The organism is Pseudomonas sp. AB39(2026), assembly GCF_059831485.1.
The window spans coordinates 2,866,829-2,883,345 of record NZ_CP195212.1; the positions used below are offsets into that span (position 1 = coordinate 2,866,829).

At 60.6% G+C, this 16,517-nt stretch carries 19 protein-coding genes; 3 read left to right on the forward strand and 16 right to left on the reverse strand.

What is annotated here, in order from left to right; genetic code table 11:
• The first annotated feature begins 40 nt into the window (after positions 1-40).
• Complete coding sequence (dbpA, locus tag ACSAMW_RS13210; protein ID WP_500590683.1) at positions 41-1,420, forward strand: ATP-dependent RNA helicase DbpA; 1,380 nt, start codon at positions 41-43, stop codon at positions 1,418-1,420.
• Positions 1,421-1,461: 41 nt separating this feature from the next.
• On the forward strand, positions 1,462-2,592 hold the full coding sequence (locus ACSAMW_RS13215; protein WP_500594038.1) for a BaiN/RdsA family NAD(P)/FAD-dependent oxidoreductase: 1,131 nt from the start codon (positions 1,462-1,464) through the stop codon (positions 2,590-2,592).
• 86 nt (positions 2,593-2,678) lie between these two features.
• Here ACSAMW_RS13215 and ACSAMW_RS13220 read toward each other — a convergent pair whose 3' ends face one another.
• From ACSAMW_RS13220 to ACSAMW_RS13230, 3 genes are all read right to left on the reverse strand, one after another.
• Positions 2,679-3,377: an aspartate/glutamate racemase family protein gene (locus ACSAMW_RS13220; RefSeq protein ID WP_500590684.1), complete on the reverse strand. Its 699-nt coding sequence runs from the start codon at positions 3,375-3,377 to the stop codon at positions 2,679-2,681.
• Positions 3,377-4,147: a ParA family protein gene (locus ACSAMW_RS13225; protein WP_500590685.1), complete on the reverse strand. Its 771-nt coding sequence runs from the start codon at positions 4,145-4,147 to the stop codon at positions 3,377-3,379. The genes ACSAMW_RS13220 and ACSAMW_RS13225 overlap by 1 nt, the downstream gene beginning before the upstream one ends.
• 70 nt (positions 4,148-4,217) lie before the next feature.
• Entirely contained in the window at positions 4,218-5,105 is an 888-nt protein-coding gene (locus tag ACSAMW_RS13230) for a LysR family transcriptional regulator (protein ID WP_500590686.1), read from the reverse strand.
• Between the two features lie 99 nt (positions 5,106-5,204).
• Between ACSAMW_RS13230 and ACSAMW_RS13235 the strand changes: the two genes are divergently transcribed.
• A complete protein-coding gene (locus ACSAMW_RS13235; protein ID WP_500590687.1) occupies positions 5,205-6,470 on the forward strand; it encodes an MFS transporter in 1,266 nt (421 codons plus the stop codon).
• Between the two features lie 25 nt (positions 6,471-6,495).
• Here ACSAMW_RS13235 and ACSAMW_RS13240 read toward each other — a convergent pair whose 3' ends face one another.
• The 13 genes from ACSAMW_RS13240 to ACSAMW_RS13300 are packed head-to-tail and all read right to left on the reverse strand — an operon-like array spanning position 6,496 to position 16,494.
• Positions 6,496-6,885 carry a NirD/YgiW/YdeI family stress tolerance protein gene (locus ACSAMW_RS13240; RefSeq protein ID WP_500590688.1) on the reverse strand — a complete coding sequence of 130 codons (390 nt, stop codon included), beginning with the start codon at positions 6,883-6,885 and terminating at the stop codon, positions 6,496-6,498.
• 60 nt (positions 6,886-6,945) lie between these two features.
• Positions 6,946-7,365, reverse strand: coding sequence for a type II secretion system protein M (locus tag ACSAMW_RS13245; protein WP_500590689.1), 420 nt, complete (start codon positions 7,363-7,365; stop codon positions 6,946-6,948).
• Positions 7,366-7,388: 23 nt separating this feature from the next.
• Complete coding sequence (locus ACSAMW_RS13250) at positions 7,389-8,456, reverse strand: hypothetical protein (protein ID WP_500590690.1); 1,068 nt, start codon at positions 8,454-8,456, stop codon at positions 7,389-7,391.
• Positions 8,453-9,283, reverse strand: coding sequence for a type II secretion system minor pseudopilin (locus tag ACSAMW_RS13255; RefSeq protein WP_500590691.1), 831 nt, complete (start codon positions 9,281-9,283; stop codon positions 8,453-8,455). Before ACSAMW_RS13255 ends, ACSAMW_RS13250 begins: the two co-directional genes overlap by 4 nt.
• 14 nt (positions 9,284-9,297) lie before the next feature.
• Positions 9,298-9,837: a type II secretion system protein GspJ gene (locus tag ACSAMW_RS13260; protein WP_500590692.1), complete on the reverse strand. Its 540-nt coding sequence runs from the start codon at positions 9,835-9,837 to the stop codon at positions 9,298-9,300.
• Positions 9,827-10,168, reverse strand: a complete 342-nt coding sequence (gene gspI / locus ACSAMW_RS13265) for a type II secretion system minor pseudopilin GspI (RefSeq protein ID WP_500590693.1) — start codon at positions 10,166-10,168, stop codon at positions 9,827-9,829. The genes ACSAMW_RS13260 and gspI overlap by 11 nt, the downstream gene beginning before the upstream one ends.
• Positions 10,165-10,647 (reverse strand): prepilin-type N-terminal cleavage/methylation domain-containing protein, encoded by a 483-nt coding sequence (locus tag ACSAMW_RS13270; RefSeq protein ID WP_500590694.1) that lies wholly within the window; start codon positions 10,645-10,647, stop codon positions 10,165-10,167. The genes gspI and ACSAMW_RS13270 overlap by 4 nt, the downstream gene beginning before the upstream one ends.
• On the reverse strand, positions 10,635-11,072 hold the full coding sequence (gspG, locus tag ACSAMW_RS13275; protein ID WP_500590695.1) for a type II secretion system major pseudopilin GspG: 438 nt from the start codon (positions 11,070-11,072) through the stop codon (positions 10,635-10,637). Before gspG ends, ACSAMW_RS13270 begins: the two co-directional genes overlap by 13 nt.
• Entirely contained in the window at positions 11,073-12,269 is a 1,197-nt protein-coding gene (locus ACSAMW_RS13280) for a type II secretion system F family protein (protein WP_500590696.1), read from the reverse strand.
• Complete coding sequence (locus ACSAMW_RS13285) at positions 12,266-13,696, reverse strand: GspE/PulE family protein (protein WP_500590697.1); 1,431 nt, start codon at positions 13,694-13,696, stop codon at positions 12,266-12,268. The genes ACSAMW_RS13280 and ACSAMW_RS13285 overlap by 4 nt, the downstream gene beginning before the upstream one ends.
• On the reverse strand, positions 13,689-15,530 hold the full coding sequence (gene gspD, locus ACSAMW_RS13290; protein WP_500590698.1) for a type II secretion system secretin GspD: 1,842 nt from the start codon (positions 15,528-15,530) through the stop codon (positions 13,689-13,691). The genes ACSAMW_RS13285 and gspD overlap by 8 nt, the downstream gene beginning before the upstream one ends.
• The gene (locus ACSAMW_RS13295; RefSeq protein WP_500590699.1) at positions 15,527-15,988 is read right to left on the reverse strand and encodes a hypothetical protein; all 462 of its coding nucleotides are present in this window, start codon (positions 15,986-15,988) and stop codon (positions 15,527-15,529) included. Before ACSAMW_RS13295 ends, gspD begins: the two co-directional genes overlap by 4 nt.
• Positions 15,985-16,494 carry a cytochrome b gene (locus tag ACSAMW_RS13300; protein ID WP_500590700.1) on the reverse strand — a complete coding sequence of 170 codons (510 nt, stop codon included), beginning with the start codon at positions 16,492-16,494 and terminating at the stop codon, positions 15,985-15,987. Before ACSAMW_RS13300 ends, ACSAMW_RS13295 begins: the two co-directional genes overlap by 4 nt.
• Between the last annotated feature and the right edge of the window lie 23 nt (positions 16,495-16,517).

The following is a 16,517-nucleotide window of genomic DNA, read 5'->3' on the forward strand; positions in this document are numbered from 1 at the left end:
CTGCTAGACTGCGCAACATTTTTTTGTGCAGGACCGCTCCATGACCGCCACCGCCTTCGAAACCTTGCCTCTGTCACCCGCGATGCTCACCAACCTGGCATCGCTGGGCTACACGCAAATGACACCGATCCAGGCCCAGAGCCTGCCGGCCATTCTCGAGGGTGCCGACCTGATCGCCCAGGCCAGTACCGGCAGCGGTAAAACCGCTGCCTTTGGTATCGGGCTGCTGAACCCCATCAACCCACGCTACTTCGGCTGCCAGGCCTTGGTGCTGTGCCCTACCCGCGAGTTAGCAGACCAGGTAGCCAAGGAAATCCGCCGCCTGGCCCGCAGTGAAGACAACATCAAGGTGTTGACCCTGTGTGGCGGTACGCCCTTTGGGCCTCAGGTGGGCTCGCTGGAACACGGCGCACATATCATCGTGGGTACGCCAGGCCGGGTGCAGCAGCACCTGGACAAAGGCACACTGGTGCTCAGTGGCCTGAATACGCTGGTACTAGACGAAGCTGACCGCATGCTGGACATGGGTTTCGTGGATGCCATCTCGGCAATCATTGAGCAGACACCCAGTCGTCGCCAGACGCTGCTGTTTTCGGCCACTTACCCCAAGGGCATCGAAACCTTAAGCGCAAGGTTTATGCGTAACCCACGCACCGTCAAGGTCGCCTCGCTGCACAGCAACGTGAAGATCGAGCAGCGTTTCTATGAAGTAGATGCTGAAGACCGTCTGAGCGCCGTGATGAAGGTACTAGGTCACTTCCGACCTCAATCATGCGTGGCGTTCTGCTTCACCCGTCAGCAGTGTCAGGAGGTAACCGATCTGCTGACCAGCAAGGGTATCAGCGCCAGCGCCTTGCATGGCGACATGGAGCAGCGTGATCGAGACCAGGTGCTGGCACTGTTCGCCAACCGCTCCACGACCGTCATGGTAGCCACGGACGTAGCCGCCCGTGGCATTGATATCGAAGGCCTGGACTTGGTGCTTAATGTGGAGCTGGCCCGCGATGCGGAAATCCATATTCACCGCATAGGCCGTACCGGACGTGCTGGAGAAAACGGTATTGCCGTCAGCTTGGTCGCCCCAGCAGAAGCGCACCGTGCCCAGGCCATCGAAGCGCTGCAGAAGTCCCAAGTAAACTGGCGTCCGCTTGATGAACTGAAAAGCCAGGGCGATGGCCCGTTGGTACCGCCCATGGTCACGCTGTGTATTGCTGGCGGACGCAAGGACAAGGTTCGGCCGGGTGACATTCTAGGCGCACTCACCGGCGACGCTGGCATCCCCGGCGCCCAGGTGGGCAAGATCGCGATCTTCGACCACCAAGCCTTTGTGGCGGTTGAGCGTGGCGTGGCCAAGCAGGCGCTGTCCCGCCTCAATAACGGCAAGATCAAGGGCCGCTCCCTGCGAGTACGCCAGCTGTGACACCGGACGTTATCGTAATCGGTGCCGGCGCGGCGGGGCTGATGTGCGCGGCTACGGCAGCAGCGCGTGGGCGCTCGGTGCTGGTGATTGACCACGCTAACAAGGCCGGCAAGAAGATTCTAATGTCGGGCGGCGGGCGCTGCAATTTCACCAATATGTACACAGAACCTGGGAATTTTCTGTCCCAGAACCCTCATTTCTGTAAGTCAGCGTTGGCCCGGTACACCCAGTGGGACTTCATTGGCTTGGTGGCAGGCTATGGCGTGCCCTATCACGAAAAGAAACTGGGCCAGCTGTTCTGTGACAACAAGGCCAGCGACATTCTGGGCCTGCTACTGGCCGAATGCGAACGCACAGGTGCCGAAGTGCGGCTAAACACCAGTGTGCAAGAGGTCAAAGCTGTTGAAGGGGGCTACCGGGTGCTCACCAACGGCGGCGCCCTGGCGTGTGCATCGCTAGTAATCGCCACCGGCGGCCTGTCCATCCCCACCCTCGGCGCGACAGGTTTCGGCTATCAGTTGGCGCGGCAGTTTGGCCATACCGTGTTGCCCACACGTGCCGGCCTGGTGCCTTTTACCATCACCGATCAGCTCAAGGCCCTGTGCACCGAGCTATCGGGTACATCGGTAGATTGCATCGCCAGTTGCAACGGCCATAGTTTTCGCGAGAACCTGCTGTTCACCCACCGGGGCCTGAGCGGCCCGGCAATGCTTCAGGTGTCGTCGTTCTGGGCAGCCGGAGACAAGGTTACGCTCAACCTGCTACCTGATCATGACGCGCTGAGTTGGCTCCAAGCCGCCCAGGCCGAACGCCCCAACGCTGAGCTTCGCACCCTGCTGGGTGACTTGTTCACACGCAAGATGGCCCAGCTGCTGTGCGACACCTGGTTCGAATCCCGCCCTCTGAAACAGTACACGCCCACGCAATTGCAGGCCGTGGCCGATCAACTGGGTCATTGGGAACTGGTGCCGGCCGGTACGGAAGGCTACCGCACGGCAGAAGTCACACTGGGCGGTGTGGATACGCGGGAAGTGTCTTCAAAAACCATGGAATCCATGAAAAGCCCAGGCTTGTATTTCATCGGGGAGGTGCTGGATGTGACCGGCCACTTGGGCGGCTTCAACTTCCAGTGGGCGTGGGCGTCCGGGTATGCGGCGGGTGGGGTGTGTTAATACCTGCTTATCATTGCCAGTACTTACATGTAGGCGCCAAGCTTTGATTGCCCATGAGCGTGAGCGTTTACCCTGCTACGCCCCGATCAGTCCTGACTCATCATCCATGCCAGCCCCATCTGCACATGCGCCGCCGTACTATCAACCAATGGCAGGCGCGTATCCTGATCACCGACCAGCAGGCCGATTTCAGTACAGCCAAGAATCGCTGCCTCTGCCCCCTCGGCATGCAGCCGTTCAAGGCACTTTAGGTAAAAGGTCTTGGATTGGGGGAGGGTTTGCCCAAAACACAGCTCGGAGAAAATGACCCGGTCGATTTCGTCCATTTCGGCATCGGTTGGTAATAGCACTCGCTGACCAAAGCGCTCAAACAGCCGTTCTCGATAAAATGGCTCGCGCATGGTGAACCGGGTACCGATCAAGGCAACTGTATTGATGCCTTTGCTCTGCAACTCGGCACCTACAGCATCGCCTATATGCAACAAGGGAATGTTGACTGCGCTTTCAATGAGCTCAGCGATTTTGTGCATGGTATTGGTTGCCAGCAGCAAGGCCGTGACACCTGCCCGCTCCAGACCTTGAGCGACATCAGCGAGCAGAGAACCTGCAGCCTCCCATTCACCGGCCTTCTGCATAGCGGCGACTTGGGCAAAATCTACGGAATGCACAATTAGCGGCGCCGAATGCAAACCGCCCAGACGGTCCCGTACACCTTCGTTAAGCAAACGGTAGTAGGTGGCGGTCGATTCCCAGCTCATTCCGCCCATTAGGCCAAGCGTTCTCATTAGTGCCCCTCCAACAGGTCATGCAAGGCTACGAACTGCTGCGTCAGCTTGTGCCGTGGGTCGAAATGGATCAGGGGCTGGTTTGCCTCGTGGGATTCGCGCATGCGCACCGAGGCGTTGAGGTAGGCTGGTAATACGGGCAAGCCTTCCGCGATCAACGCATCCAGCATTTTCTGGGGCAGGGCTGCACGCGGCTGGAACTGGTTGACCACAATGCCTTCAATGGTGAGGGCTTCGTTGTGCTCATCTCGTAGTTCGCGGATCTCGTCCATTAGCCCATATAGGGCCTGGCGAGAAAAACTGTCGCAGTCAAATGGCACCAGTACACGGTCAGAAGCGATCAGGGCGGAAACGGCATAGAAATTCAGCGCGGGCGGTGTGTCGATGTAGATGCGTTCGTAGTCTTCATCCAACGAGTCAAGCAGCTTGCGCAGCTTGTTGATCTTGAACTTGGCTTCAAGCTTGGGCTGAAGGTCCGCCAACTCGGCTGTGGCGGTGATCAGGTGAAGGTTGTCAAAAGGCGTCTGGTAGATATCCACTGCGTTCTTTTTGCCGAACGCGCCTGAGGCCAGCGTGTTACGGAAGAACGCCGCGATCCCGGCAGGTACTTCATCACCTGCCAGCCCAGTCAGGTATTGTGTGGCGTTGGCCTGGGCATCAAGGTCGATCAACAGCGTTCGGTAACCGGCACTGGCACTGACTGCCGCCAGGTTGCAGGCGATGCTGGATTTGCCGACACCCCCTTTCTGATTGAATACCACACGCCGCATTGCACCTGCCTCCAGTCATTGACCTTGCTCAATGATATGTACCGTGAAAGCGGGGCAAATGCCACCTTGCTCAACGATGGCCTAGCAAAAGTGCAGTAAAAGCCTCAGCCATGGCCGAGCCGGGTTCCGTGTGGCGTACCAGCCATACGGCGGACTCCGCCGCCGTATCCAGCAACGGCCGGTACGCCACACCCTCGATGCGAATGGAGCGAAAGGACGCAGGCAATACCGAGACGCCTAGGCCCGCCGACACTAGCCCGATGATCGTCATGGCTTCACTGGCCTCTTGAGCGATGTGGGGGTTGAAGCCCGCTTCCCTGGCCAGGCTTAACAGTTGGGCGTACAGCCCACTGCCATAGCTGCGCGGGAAGAACACAAAGGGCTCCTCGGCCAGCGCTGTCATGTACAACCCATCGCCTGGTGCTATTGCCAATGGATGGCCTGCATTCACCACGGCTACGAGGGGTTCGCGAAACAGCTCCACGGCATGCAGGGCATCGGCCAGAGGCAAAGGGCGCATCAAGCCAACGTCCACACGTTTTTCCAGCAATGCGTCGGCTACATCCTGGCTGCTCATCTCTTGCAGGTGCAGGTGAACGGCTGGGTAAGCCTGGCGGAAGGCGCGAATGGCAGTCGAAATGCTGGAGTTGAATGGGGCGGACGATGTGAACGCCACTTTTAATTCGCCCAGTTCACCTAGTTGAGCGCGACGCGCAACGTCAGCCGCTTTATCGACCTGTGTCAGCACCTGGCGCGCCTCGTCCAGGAACAGCCGCCCCGCTTCGCTTAAAGCAACGCGTCGGTTGGTGCGATCGAACAGCCGTGTACCCAGTTCTTGTTCCAAGGCCTGAATCTGCTGGCTCAGGGGTGGCTGGCTGATGCCAAGCAGCGCTGCAGCTCGCCCGAAGTGCAAGCATTCCGCTACGGCAATGAAATACCTAAGGTGACGCAACTCCATACTGATATCCGCAACCTATCAAACAGGTCGAATAATATATTGGAAGTCATGTTCTATGGGCTATATGCTTTTTTCATTCAATACTGACGAAGGCATCCTGTGAAAACTGCCGTGGCCAAGCCCGTTTCTGCCGTTGCACCGTCCGGGGATGCTTCCATGGCATGCTGGACTGAAAAGGGCACACCGCTGTTCGTGCAAACGGTACTCGCCTTGTTCTGCGGGGGGTTCGCAACCTTCGCGCTGCTTTATTGCGTTCAGCCCATGATGCCGTTGCTGTCCCGCGAATTTTCGATCAATGCGGCGCAAAGCAGCCTAGTGCTTTCAGTGTCCACCGGCATGCTGGCCATAGGCTTGTTGATAACGGGTCCCCTATCCGACCGTATGGGCCGCAAACCGGTCATGGTTGCCGCCTTGTTCAGCGCAGCGCTGTGTACCCTCGCCAGCGCCTTGATGCCTAGCTGGCCGGCCGTACTGCTGATGCGGGCTTTGCTGGGCTTATCGCTCAGCGGTGTCGCAGCGGTGGCCATGACTTACCTGAGTGAAGAAATCCACCCCGACCACATTGGCTTGGCCATGGGCTTGTATATCGGCGGCAATGCCATTGGAGGCATGTCGGGGCGGCTGATCCTGGGCGTGCTGATCGACTATGTGAGCTGGCACACCGCAACACTGGTGATTGGCGTATTGGCGTTGATCGCCGCCATCGTATTCGTAAAGGTTTTACCGCCTTCACGTAATTTCACCAGCCGTGCGCTGAACCCGCGTAGCTTGCTTGATGGCTTTACCGTGCATTTCCGTGATGCAGGCTTGCCTTGGTTGTTCCTGGAAGCCTTTCTACTCATGGGTGGCTTCGTAACGCTGTTCAACTACATTGGCTATCGCTTGCTGGCCGACCCCTATGCGCTTAGCCAGGCGGTGGTGGGCCTGCTATCGGTGGTGTACCTGGCAGGCATCTACAGTTCAGCGCAAGTAGGGGCCTTGGCCGACAGGTTCGGCCGGCGGAATGTGTTCTGGGTCGCCATTGCTGTGATGCTGCTGGGGCTAGGCCTTACTCTGCTTCACCCCCTGGGCGCCATTCTGGCAGGCATGCTGGTGTTTACCTTTGGTTTCTTCGGCGCCCATTCGGTGGCCAGCAGCTGGATCGGCCGACGCGCCACCTTTGCCAAAGGGCAGGCGTCCTCGCTGTACCTGTTCAGCTATTACGCAGGTTCCAGCCTTGCAGGCACCCTGGGTGGTGTAGCGTGGCACTACGGCGGCTGGAACGGTATTGGCGTGTTTATTGGCACGCTGCTTGTGGTGGCCCTGGCGATAGCGGTCAAGCTGGCCAGGCTGCCGGTGCTGGCAGGCAACAAAAAACCGGCCTGAGCCGGTTTTCTGAACACACTGCGGTTTATTTCAGTACCTGGATCACGTCAACGTCTACTTCCTGCTTGCCATTATCCATGTCCACCTCACCGATAACACGTACGCGCTGCTGATCGGTAACATCCGACGGCCACTTGTCGTTGTCGATATCCAGCTGGATTGTGCCGGTAGCGTCCTTGAACTCATACCGGTTATCCCGGCCCTGAATAGCAAGCTTCTTGACGATATGGCCTTCCAGCACTGCCGGGGTATCATCCGGTGCAGCCGTCGCAGCTTTGGCGGTATCGACTGCGGTCGCCGCTGTGGCTCCTGTATTGGCGGCCTGGCCACCCGGGCCTGTATAACCTGCAGCCTGGCTGTAACCGGCCATACCAAGCAGGGGCAGAACACAGATCGAAAGATAACGAAGTTTCATGCAAGTAGCCTCATCAGTGCTGGAATGAACAAAGCGTAACCCCGCCAGATGAATCCAAACTTAATCGGGCTGGGCCAGGCCAGACAGGGTTAACGTCAGCAGCAGTTGACCATCGTCCGCTGTCAGGTCCAGTTGTTCAAACGCTATGCGATAACGATCGACCGCTTCGAGCCATGACCAAACGGTGCCAGTTGTACCCTGCACACTCAAATGAGCACGGTTGCCGGACACATCCAGGCGCTTGACCTGCACCCCGGCGTCCAACGCGGTTTGGTGAAGCTGCTGCGCCGTTAACGGGTTACCGCCAGCCTGGGCTGGGGAAATACCGGCAAGCTTGTGGGCCAGCGCCTTTTGCTCAGCCTGCTGGTCCAGTGCTGCTGCGTTGCGCCACTGCAGCGGAAGCCATACGCCTCGCCATGCCCCAGCAACGACCAATACCACGGCTGCCAGTATCAGCCCCCTGCGTTCGCGAACGGACAATCGAAGCCCCCACCCCGTCAGGTTCACTTTCCGCCCTCCGTAAGCGTGCCACGCCAGCGACTGCCCTGCGCTGCCACATCCATCACCCGCCAGGTGCCCTGCTCTAGCGCCTGAACGTCCTGAAGACGCTGCGCGCTCAGCGCTACTCGCCACTGTTTGCCTGGAGCCAAAGACACGGCATGAAGCTGCAACCCTGGCGTCGCATCCATGCGCTGCAGCAATGGCCCAAGCGTTGATAAGGCAGGGGACACTTGACCGGCTTTAGCTTGTGAGAGCCGCGCCAACAGCGCCGGTGTTAAGGGCTGGCCAGGGAACAGCTGAGCCACACGCTGCTCATTGTATTGAGCAAGCGTTTGATTGCCCGCCAGCAGTGCCGTACCGGTACGGTAATCGGCCGCGCACATCAGGGCGAAACAGCCTGTAGCCAGCGCAAGCGCAAGGCCATAGGGCCGGTAGGCCGGGCGGCCGGCACCTTCGAGCAGGTCAATACCGCTAGGCGCAGTGCTCAGCACCTGTTCCATGTATTTCAACCCTGTCTCAGGTGCGTACAAACGGGGGATTGGCTGAGTTAGGGTACGTTCCAGCGCGCTTAGCCAGGCATCCGTCGCGGCCAGCCTTGGCAAGCCCTCCCCGCCTATGAGCCAACGGTTGGCGCACCATACTGCGCCGGGCTCCTGCGGCCCACACAGGTCTGCATCGATATAGAGGGCGCTGATGCCTGGCAAGGCGCTGCGCAGGCCATAAGCTAGCGCCGCATGTTGCTCACGGTCGGTGACCCAGGCGGCATACCGCCCTTGGGCATCACGTTGCCCGCGCCAAGCCCGCAGGCTTTCCAGTGGCTGAAGCAGTTGTTCTTCTAGCTCGAACAGCAATGCCTCAGGCGTAGGTGCACGGCGCGCTTTCCACGGTGCGCACAGGTGCCAGCTGAAGCGCTCAACAGGCAAGATGACGTTAACTCGTTGCCTGCCCAGCAAATGGGCCGCATGTGCCAAGGGCGCTTCAAGGTTTCCCAGGGTTGGGCTGAATACCCAGCAGGGCTGTGATGCAAGGGCCTCGCAGCGTTGAGGCAACAGGTATAGCCAGGTTGTCATGAGGCGGGCCCATTCTCGTCTGGGGCGCGTAACCCGCGCCTTAGGATGCGGGGGTGGCCATCTGCAGGCGCCAGTTCAATATCGGTCAACAGGCGCAAGCGGCGTTGGTGCTTCTCGGCAAACAGTTCAAGCCGGAACCATCGGCTGGTCAGCCCCAGGTCGTTAGCAGCCAGCGGTATGTTTTCCAGGCCCGGCTGCAGGCGCCAGGCCTGGAGAGTGCTGAACCCTTGGCGCGGCCGGTCCCTGACAAGACGTTGTGCAACGCTCAAGGGAATGCCTAGGCTCGCCAATACCGGTGCAGCGGCCGTGTTGACGTTCAACCTCGCCGCCTCGGGCAACCAGGCCACTGCTGGGCTTAGCCGTTCAAGCCAAGGCCGGGTGACGCCGGGCACCAGCCGCCATTGGCTGAGGTCACGCCAACCTGATACCTGAACGGCAGAGAGCGGTACAGCCGGAAGGTCAAGAGCCGCCAGCAGTTGCTCGAATTGCGAGATTGCCCCCCGCCTTGGACGATTGCCAGTCAACACGCCCAGGTTGAAGCGGCCTGCCAGGTCCTTCGTCGTTAGGTGCACTCGGGTGCCATCCTCCAGCACCCAGGTATAGGGCTCAGCCCAAGGCTGCCCTAGGTGAACCATGGGCGGTTTGCCCTTTTCCCAGCGCGGCAAACGCCGGATAGCCATCGCCTCGCCGGCCATGAGGGCCCGGCGCAGCTGGGAAACGTCTAACTGTGTTGAGGTTGCCGCCAAGGTGATGCGTTGCTGGCGAATCAGTGTTTCGATCAGCAATAAGGCCAACGTCATCACCAGTAATACACTCAACAGGGCCATGCCTTGCTCGCGCCTCACAGCTGGCGCTCCGGCCAGGGGAATACACGCGTGACGGTGCCGAACAGCGCGTGCTTCAAGGTCAGGCGTACAGCTTGTGCCTGGCAAGGCGGCAGGCAGGCCTTCTGCCAGGCATGGCTGGCATCCAGCACGTGCCATTGCGCGGCCATAACCCCGTGAAGCAATGGCCGTTGCGTAACTGCACCGTTTTCGCCACGGGCATGGCGCCACAAGGTACCGTCGCTGACGCGATAGCTCACCACCTGCATTTCACTGCGTGGCAGGTCCAGGGGGTTACGCCAGCCTGCGCTACCCAGCGTGAGTTGACGGCTGTCCAGGTACAAGGGGTTGTACCAGGCACTTGCGTGCAGGCTGTCATGGTCGATGGCCGCCAGGGTACGTTGTAGCTCACGCAGTGCCTGTCCCCGTTGCGTAATGCGCTGTTCGGCACGCGTCGCCAGCTCGAATAACTGTGCACAGGCAATCCCCAATACCCCGAACAGCGCTACGGCTATCAGAAGCTCCACCAGCGTAAAGCCCCCTGACTCACGGCGCATTGACCACACCCTGCCAGCTGTCCAGCATGTCGCCGCCGGGAGTTTCACGCACTTGCACGCGCAAGTCGCCGGCAGAGGTTGCCTGCTGCTCTAGCCACCACTGATACCCGGCAAGTTGCACAGGTTGGCTTCGGGTATCGCGCGCTACCAGGCCTAGGGTAAGCGCCGCCAGGTGGTTGTCCAGCGCCAGGCTTGCGAACCAGCGCGCTTCCAGCCGTTGCTGGGCCAGCGTTGCCCAGTGAGCGGCTGCCAATACGGCAGCTGCAAGCGTGGCAAACACCGCCAAAGCTACCAGCAGCTCGACCAGGGTAAACCCACGCGTACCGTTCATGGGCCAGGCTCCGGGTCCGTCACGCCGTCACTGCGTAGCACAACGTAGGTTTGCTGATGCGCTTGCAAGCTCAGCTCGAAGGCCGTCAATTCATCGCTGGCCAGCGCCAGCAGTTGGGGCCGTTCGGGCACGTCCGTGGGCAAGGCTACGGCCTGCCCTTCGATACGCAACTGCCAGGCCAAGCCAGCAGGAAGCTGACGGGGGCGCTGCAAAGGCACCCAGCGCCCGGCCCGTAGCACCATGGCACACCACTGGGTCTGAGTCAGGGCAATGGCATGCTGCTGGTCCAGCAGTACTGCCTGCTGACGTAACGCAATGAGTTGGTTGCCAAGTTCTGCGGCCTGCTGGCGCCCTTCGCGCTGAGGGTCTGGGCCGATAGCCAGGCTTACTATGCCTGCCAGCAGGCCTATCACAATCAGCACGACCAACAGCTCAAGCAGGGTGAAGCCGCCTGCGTTATTGGCCTTCAAGGCGCCCATGCCTCCAGGTCAGTTGCGCTCCCTGTACCGCCGGGCTGCTTGTCCGCACCTAGGGAGAGCAGCTCGATGGCGTTGTTCTTGAGGGTATAGCGGTACGGCGAGCCCCAGGGGTCTACGGGCACTTGGCGTAAATAGCCGCGCGGGCTCCAGTGCGGCGCTGGCGGGTCGGTGTCAGGGCGTGCGACCAGTGCCTGCAACCCTTGCTCGGTGGTAGGGTAGTGGCCATTGTCCAGGCGGTACATTTCCAGGGCCGTTGCAATGGCTTTGAGGTCGCTGCGCGCGGCAGTTATCTTCGCTTGATCGGGGCGGTCCATGAACTGTGGCACGATCAAGGCGCCTAGCACCCCGATGATGACCACCACAATCATGATTTCAATCAGAGTAAAGCCCCGCTGAGCGCGGGCTGCGCGATAAGGTTGACGCATTCAAGTCACCAGTTGGTTAAGGCTGAGAATGGGCAACAGCACGCCCATCACGATAAACATCACCACCAGGCCCATGCCTACGAGCATGAGCGGTTCGAACAGGCTCAGGGCAAGGGCGATCCGATTGGCCAGCAGCTTCTCCTGCTGCTCGGCAGCGCGCTGCATAAGCCCGGACAGGTCGCCGGACTGTTCACCACTGGCAATCAACTGCAACATCAATGGGCTGATGGCATCGGTTGCGCCCAGCGCAGCGGCCAGTGAACCGCCCTCTGCGACCCGCTGGGCAACATCTGCCAGGCGGCTGCGCAAGGCCAGGTTGGTCACCACCGCGTTGGCGATGCGTAAGGCGGCCAATAGCGTGACGCCACTGCCCAACATGATCGCCAGGGTACTGATGTAGCGGGCCGCCTCGGCATTGCGCAGGGTATTGCCCAGCAAGGGGACCCGCAGCCATTGACCGTGCAGCCAAGCCCGCGCCGCTGGCCTGCGAAGTGCCACACGACCGCCCAAGGTGAGTGCTGCGATGGTGGCAAGCAGGTAGGGCCAGGCCAGGCCGACTGCTTCAGTCAGGTGCATGAGCAGGCGCGTAGGCAACGGCAGTGCCTGGCCGCTGCCGGTGAACAGCGCCAGAATGTCTGGCACCACATAACCCAGCAGAAAACCCACAATCACAGTGCTGACCAATAGCAGTAACGTGGGATACACCAACGCGGTGCGAATGCGCTGCTGTGCCAGTTGCCGGGCCTCTAAATGATCGGCCAGCTGTTCCAGTACCTTGCCTAGGTGGCCCGATTGTTCTCCGGCCTGTACGGTTGCGCGGTACAGGCTAGAGAACACGCGTGGCTGGTCGGCCATGGCCGCCGCCAGGCTTCTGCCTTCCAGCACGCCATTGTGCAACGCCTGAATAACACGGGTAGCCGAAGGCGACTGCAGCTGCCGTATCACCGCTTCCAGCGCATTGGCCAACGGCACTGCCGCCTGTAGCAACGTGGCCAGTTGGCGTGTGGCCAGCGTAAGCTCTGCTACACGGAGCCGAGGCGTACGTGGGTACAGGCGTGCGCCTACCGGAGCAACCTGCCGGGGGATCAGGCCACGCCTGCGCAGTGCCTGGCGTAAGGCATGGGGGTTAGCGGCCGCTTCGATGCCCTTGTGAAGGTTGCCTTGGGCGTCCGAGGCGTGGAAACGGTACCGGTTCACGGCTTTACCTCTACCAACCGGCGTACTTCGGTCAGGCTGGTCAGCCCTGCCGCTACAGCTTGCAGGCCCGCTTCAGCAAGGCCTGGTGATTGCTGCCTGGCCAGGTGCTCCAACTGCTGTTCCGAGGCGGCTTCGTGTATGGCACGGGTCAGCGCTGCGTCCACCTCAATCAATTCGTACAGTGCCATGCGACCTCGATAGCCGTGATGGCACTGCGCACAACCTGCAGCTTCATACTGCCCGCTACCGGTCGGCTGGCGGCAATGCACGCACAGCAACCTCACTAGGCGTTGCGACTGCACGGCCACCACGCTGGATGCCAATAGGTAAGCGTCCACGCCCATGTCCAGCAAACGGGTAATGGCGCCTACAGCACTGTTGGTGTGCAAGGTCGATAGCACCAGGTGCCCGGTGAGTGAGGCCTGTATGGCCACTTCGGCCGTTTCACGATCGCGAATCTCACCCACCATGACCACGTCCGGGTCCTGACGCAGGATGGCCCTCAGGCCGCGGGCGAATGTCATGCCCGTGCGCGTATTGACGGGGGATTGCCCAACACCCGGCAGTTGGTACTCCACGGGGTCTTCCACTGTAAGGATGTTGCGCGATTGCTCCCGCAGGCTGGCCAGGGCCGCGTACAGGCTGGTGGTTTTGCCGGACCCTGTAGGCCCGGTTACCAGAAAGATGCCATGGGGGCGCGCCAATACACCTTTGAGCCGGTTCAGGTCATTCCCCGGCGGCATGATGTGGTCCAGGCTGAGCAATACCGCGCTTTTATCCAGCAAGCGCAGCACCACGCGCTCCCCCTGGACACAAGGCAAGGTAGACACACGAATATCAATATCATGGCCGGCCAGGCGCAAGGCGATGCGGCCATCCTGAGGCACACGCTTTTCAGCAATGTCCAGGCCTGCCATTACCTTGAGCCGGGACACTAAGGCCGACGATGCTTCGCGCCGGGCCCGCAACACTTCGCGCAATTGACCATCTACCCGCAGGCGAACCACTACAGCACTGTCTTCGGTCTCCAAGTGAATGTCAGACGCCTGCTCACGGATCGCTTGGGCCAGCAAGGCGTTGATTAACCGAATGACTGGCGCCTGTGCCTCATCTTCGAGCAGGTCAATATTGTGAGGCAGGTCCACGGCCAGCCGGTCCAGGTCATGGTCCTGCTGCAACCCTTCGGCCACGTTCAGCGCGTCGCCTTCGGTGCCTTGGTAATGACGTGCGACGGCTTGGTCGAAGGCAGGCTCGCCCAGCACAGCCAACGTGTATTCGCCGCCCAGCCAGCGCCGCACCTCGGCACAGGTGGCCCAGGAGGGCAAGCTGCGACACATCAATACCGGCGCAGACGCCGTGCCACTGATAAACACCCCAGCTTGCCGGGCGTAGCGAAATGGGACCTGAGGCGGCAGTGGCTCATTCATCTTCAAGGCGCTTGCCATCGAACAGGGTCTGCGGATCAAGGGGTAACCGCCGGTCATCAGCCCGCTCAATGACCTCGGTTTCCACGGCTTGCGCGCGTCGCCACTGGCGATCGGCCAGGGCTGTCTGGGCAGCGGCGTCCCGCATTACCGTCGGGCGTAGAAACACCATCAGGTTGGTCTTGACCTGGGTGTCGCGTCGCCAGCTGAATAGTCGGCCTATCCATGGAAGGCGTTTGAGGCCTGGCACGCCGCTTTCCGTCTGGCGCACGCTGTCCTTGATAAGCCCACCTAACACGATGATCTGTCCGTCTCGCGCCAGGATGGTGCTTTTTACGCTGCGCTTGTTGGTAATCAGGTCCTTGACGGCGGCATCTGTCGTAGGCGCAACTTCCGAGTTCTCCTGCTCAATCTCAAGCCGCATGGCATCGCCATCATTGATATGAGGGCGGATCCTGAGCTTGATGCCTATGTCCTTGCGCTCCACTGTGGTGAAGGGATTGTCCGCCCCACTGTTACCGGTGGTATAGCTACCTGTCAGGAAAGGCACGTTCTGGCCCACCAGAATTTCTGCTTCTTGGTTATCCAGCGTCATCAGGCTGGGCGTGGACAGCAAATTACTGTTCACATTGCTGGCCAACGCGGAGACCAGCAGGCGGAACCGGTCGTTACCCAGGCGCAGCAAGCCCCCATCCGGTAGTGGCAGCTCATCGGCCAAGACACCGACAGGCGAAATGCCAGCCCCCGGGAAGCTCGTGGAGCCTCCGAGATCTCCCCGTTGCAAGCCCCATTGCACCCCTAGGGCTTCGCTGGTATCGCCGCTTATTTCAACGATGGCCGCCTCGATCATCACTTGAGCCCGCGGCTGGTCGAGCTGCTCTACCAACGCCTGCAAGGTACGGATGGCTGCTGCGGGGCCGATCATCACCAAGGCATTCTGGCTTTCGTCTGCGCGCACGCTGGCGACCTGAGCCTTACCAGTACGCTCAGTGGGCAGGCCTGCTTGAGGCTCGCCTGCCTGTTGCCCAAGAGGATCGAGCACGTCAGCCAGTTGCCGAGCATCGCTATGTCGCAGGTGCATAACGGCTGCATTGCTGTTGGCCGCACGGGGAACATCCAGGCTAAGGGCAAGCGTTTGCAAGCGTTGACGCACCGCCGGTGGGCCTAACAGTACCAGCCTTCGGCCTGCCGCATCGGCGATCACGCGGGTCGTGTCATCACCCTTGCGCTGGGAGGCCTGCTTGAGTATCTCAGCCAACTCCTGGGCGTCTGCGTGCTGTAATGGCATCACCTCATGGCCTACCTGCTCGCCACTGTCCAACCGTGTAGCAAGGTTCAGCACGCGCTGGGCATTGGCCGCTGTATCCGTGATGACCAGTGCGTTGGCGGAGGCGGAGGGCCCCACGTAGCCATGTGCCGACACCAGAGGTTTAAGGAGCGCAGCAAGGTCACTGGCATTGGCGCTATTGAGCGCTAGCACGCGGGTGACCACGCCCAGTGCAGTAGCGCTGTTGGCCCGTGCCTTGGCCTCGGCCGCTGGAACGATCAGCAGCCTGCCTTGATCTTCCACCGCCGCCAGGCCGCTGTTTTCAAGCACCGCGTAGAACAGCGCACGTACCTGTTCACGGTCCATTGGCTGGTCGGCGCGCAAGGTCAGCCGTGCCTTGGCCTTAGGGTCCACAATGGCCGTCAACCCCAGAATGTTGGCCACTTCCACGGCCACGTGGGTGACATCGGCATCCTCCATGGCTAGCATCCAGGTCTGTGGGGCGGCCTGGGCGATGCTCCCTATCAGCATCGATAACAGGAGCATTGCCCCTCTGATTGCAGGTGTCATGGCTGCGGCACCTGCGACGAGAGCGGTGTGAGATAACGGGCGTTTTCAAGGCTAGAGGCCAAGGACAACACCACTGCCTTCCCGGCCAGCCATAACTGGGCCCGCCCCGCTTCAATGGCTCGCACCTGGCTACCATCCGGCAACCTTTCACCCATGCCATAGGCGCGCACAGTGCCAGCGTGTTCCACCAGAATGCGTGAGTGCTCACCGGCGACCACACTGGCTTTGAGCTTCAATGCCGATGGTGCGTGAGCCAGGGGATGTTCGGGCGCCAGGTCAAAAAGCCGGGCAAGCACCTGCGGCGACACCGTCGCAGGAGGTTGGCTCGCCTGCAAGGGAGAGGGCAAAGCCGGCGTTGCAGGCAACGGCAGGCGCCAGAGGCGATAAGCTGCCGCCGCCATGCCTATCGCCGCCAACACAGGCAATACCCAGGCAACACGCCTCTGCATAACGGTCAACACATGCGCCTCAATACCGGTTGGCCCGTCAGTGCATGCTTAAGGACGGCCAGCACATGCACGCCTACCAAGCCAACCAGTACATAACAGCTGGCGATATGTACGGTATGGAACCAACCGGTGAGCGCGGGGGATTGGAGCGGCTGGGGCAGCGCAAACCAGTCGAACACAACGATTGGGCGTTCCATCATCAACACCCCGGTAACTAGCACTACCGTGATGGTGAAATACAGCAACAGGTGCACGGCTGTTGCCAAGCGACCCATAAGTGCCTGGGGTTGCGCCACAGCTCGTCCACGCCGCCGGAAAGCCAGCAGGCAGCGCCATATGAACAGGGGGATCATCAGCGTCGTGAGCGAGACGTTAACCCAGGCCACCCAGTTTTTCACGTCGGCCGCTACCGGCATAAGTGCCACGTAGAAGCCTGCCAGCAGCGCCCACAGAATGATCCCGGCATTGAGCCAGTGCAGCAGTTTATGGGTTGTCGAATAGGGTAAGGGGTTCACAACATCACTCCAAGTTGCCTTGG

Coding starts and splice junctions, on each gene's coding strand:
- dbpA (WP_500590683.1), top strand. CDS start 41: ATGACCGCCACCGCCTTCGAAACCTTGCCTCTGTCACCCGCGATGCTC.
- ACSAMW_RS13215 (WP_500594038.1), top strand. CDS start 1,462: ATGTGCGCGGCTACGGCAGCAGCGCGTGGGCGCTCGGTGCTGGTGATT.
- ACSAMW_RS13220 (WP_500590684.1), bottom strand. CDS start 3,377: ATGAGAACGCTTGGCCTAATGGGCGGAATGAGCTGGGAATCGACCGCC.
- ACSAMW_RS13225 (WP_500590685.1), bottom strand. CDS start 4,147: ATGCGGCGTGTGGTATTCAATCAGAAAGGGGGTGTCGGCAAATCCAGC.
- ACSAMW_RS13230 (WP_500590686.1), bottom strand. CDS start 5,105: ATGGAGTTGCGTCACCTTAGGTATTTCATTGCCGTAGCGGAATGCTTG.
- ACSAMW_RS13240 (WP_500590688.1), bottom strand. CDS start 6,885: ATGAAACTTCGTTATCTTTCGATCTGTGTTCTGCCCCTGCTTGGTATG.
- ACSAMW_RS13250 (WP_500590690.1), bottom strand. CDS start 8,456: ATGACAACCTGGCTATACCTGTTGCCTCAACGCTGCGAGGCCCTTGCA.
- ACSAMW_RS13255 (WP_500590691.1), bottom strand. CDS start 9,283: ATGGCCCTGTTGAGTGTATTACTGGTGATGACGTTGGCCTTATTGCTG.
- ACSAMW_RS13260 (WP_500590692.1), bottom strand. CDS start 9,837: ATGCGCCGTGAGTCAGGGGGCTTTACGCTGGTGGAGCTTCTGATAGCC.
- gspI (WP_500590693.1), bottom strand. CDS start 10,168: ATGAACGGTACGCGTGGGTTTACCCTGGTCGAGCTGCTGGTAGCTTTG.
- ACSAMW_RS13270 (WP_500590694.1), bottom strand. CDS start 10,647: ATGGGCGCCTTGAAGGCCAATAACGCAGGCGGCTTCACCCTGCTTGAG.
- gspG (WP_500590695.1), bottom strand. CDS start 11,072: ATGCGTCAACCTTATCGCGCAGCCCGCGCTCAGCGGGGCTTTACTCTG.
- ACSAMW_RS13285 (WP_500590697.1), bottom strand. CDS start 13,696: ATGAATGAGCCACTGCCGCCTCAGGTCCCATTTCGCTACGCCCGGCAA.
- gspD (WP_500590698.1), bottom strand. CDS start 15,530: ATGACACCTGCAATCAGAGGGGCAATGCTCCTGTTATCGATGCTGATA.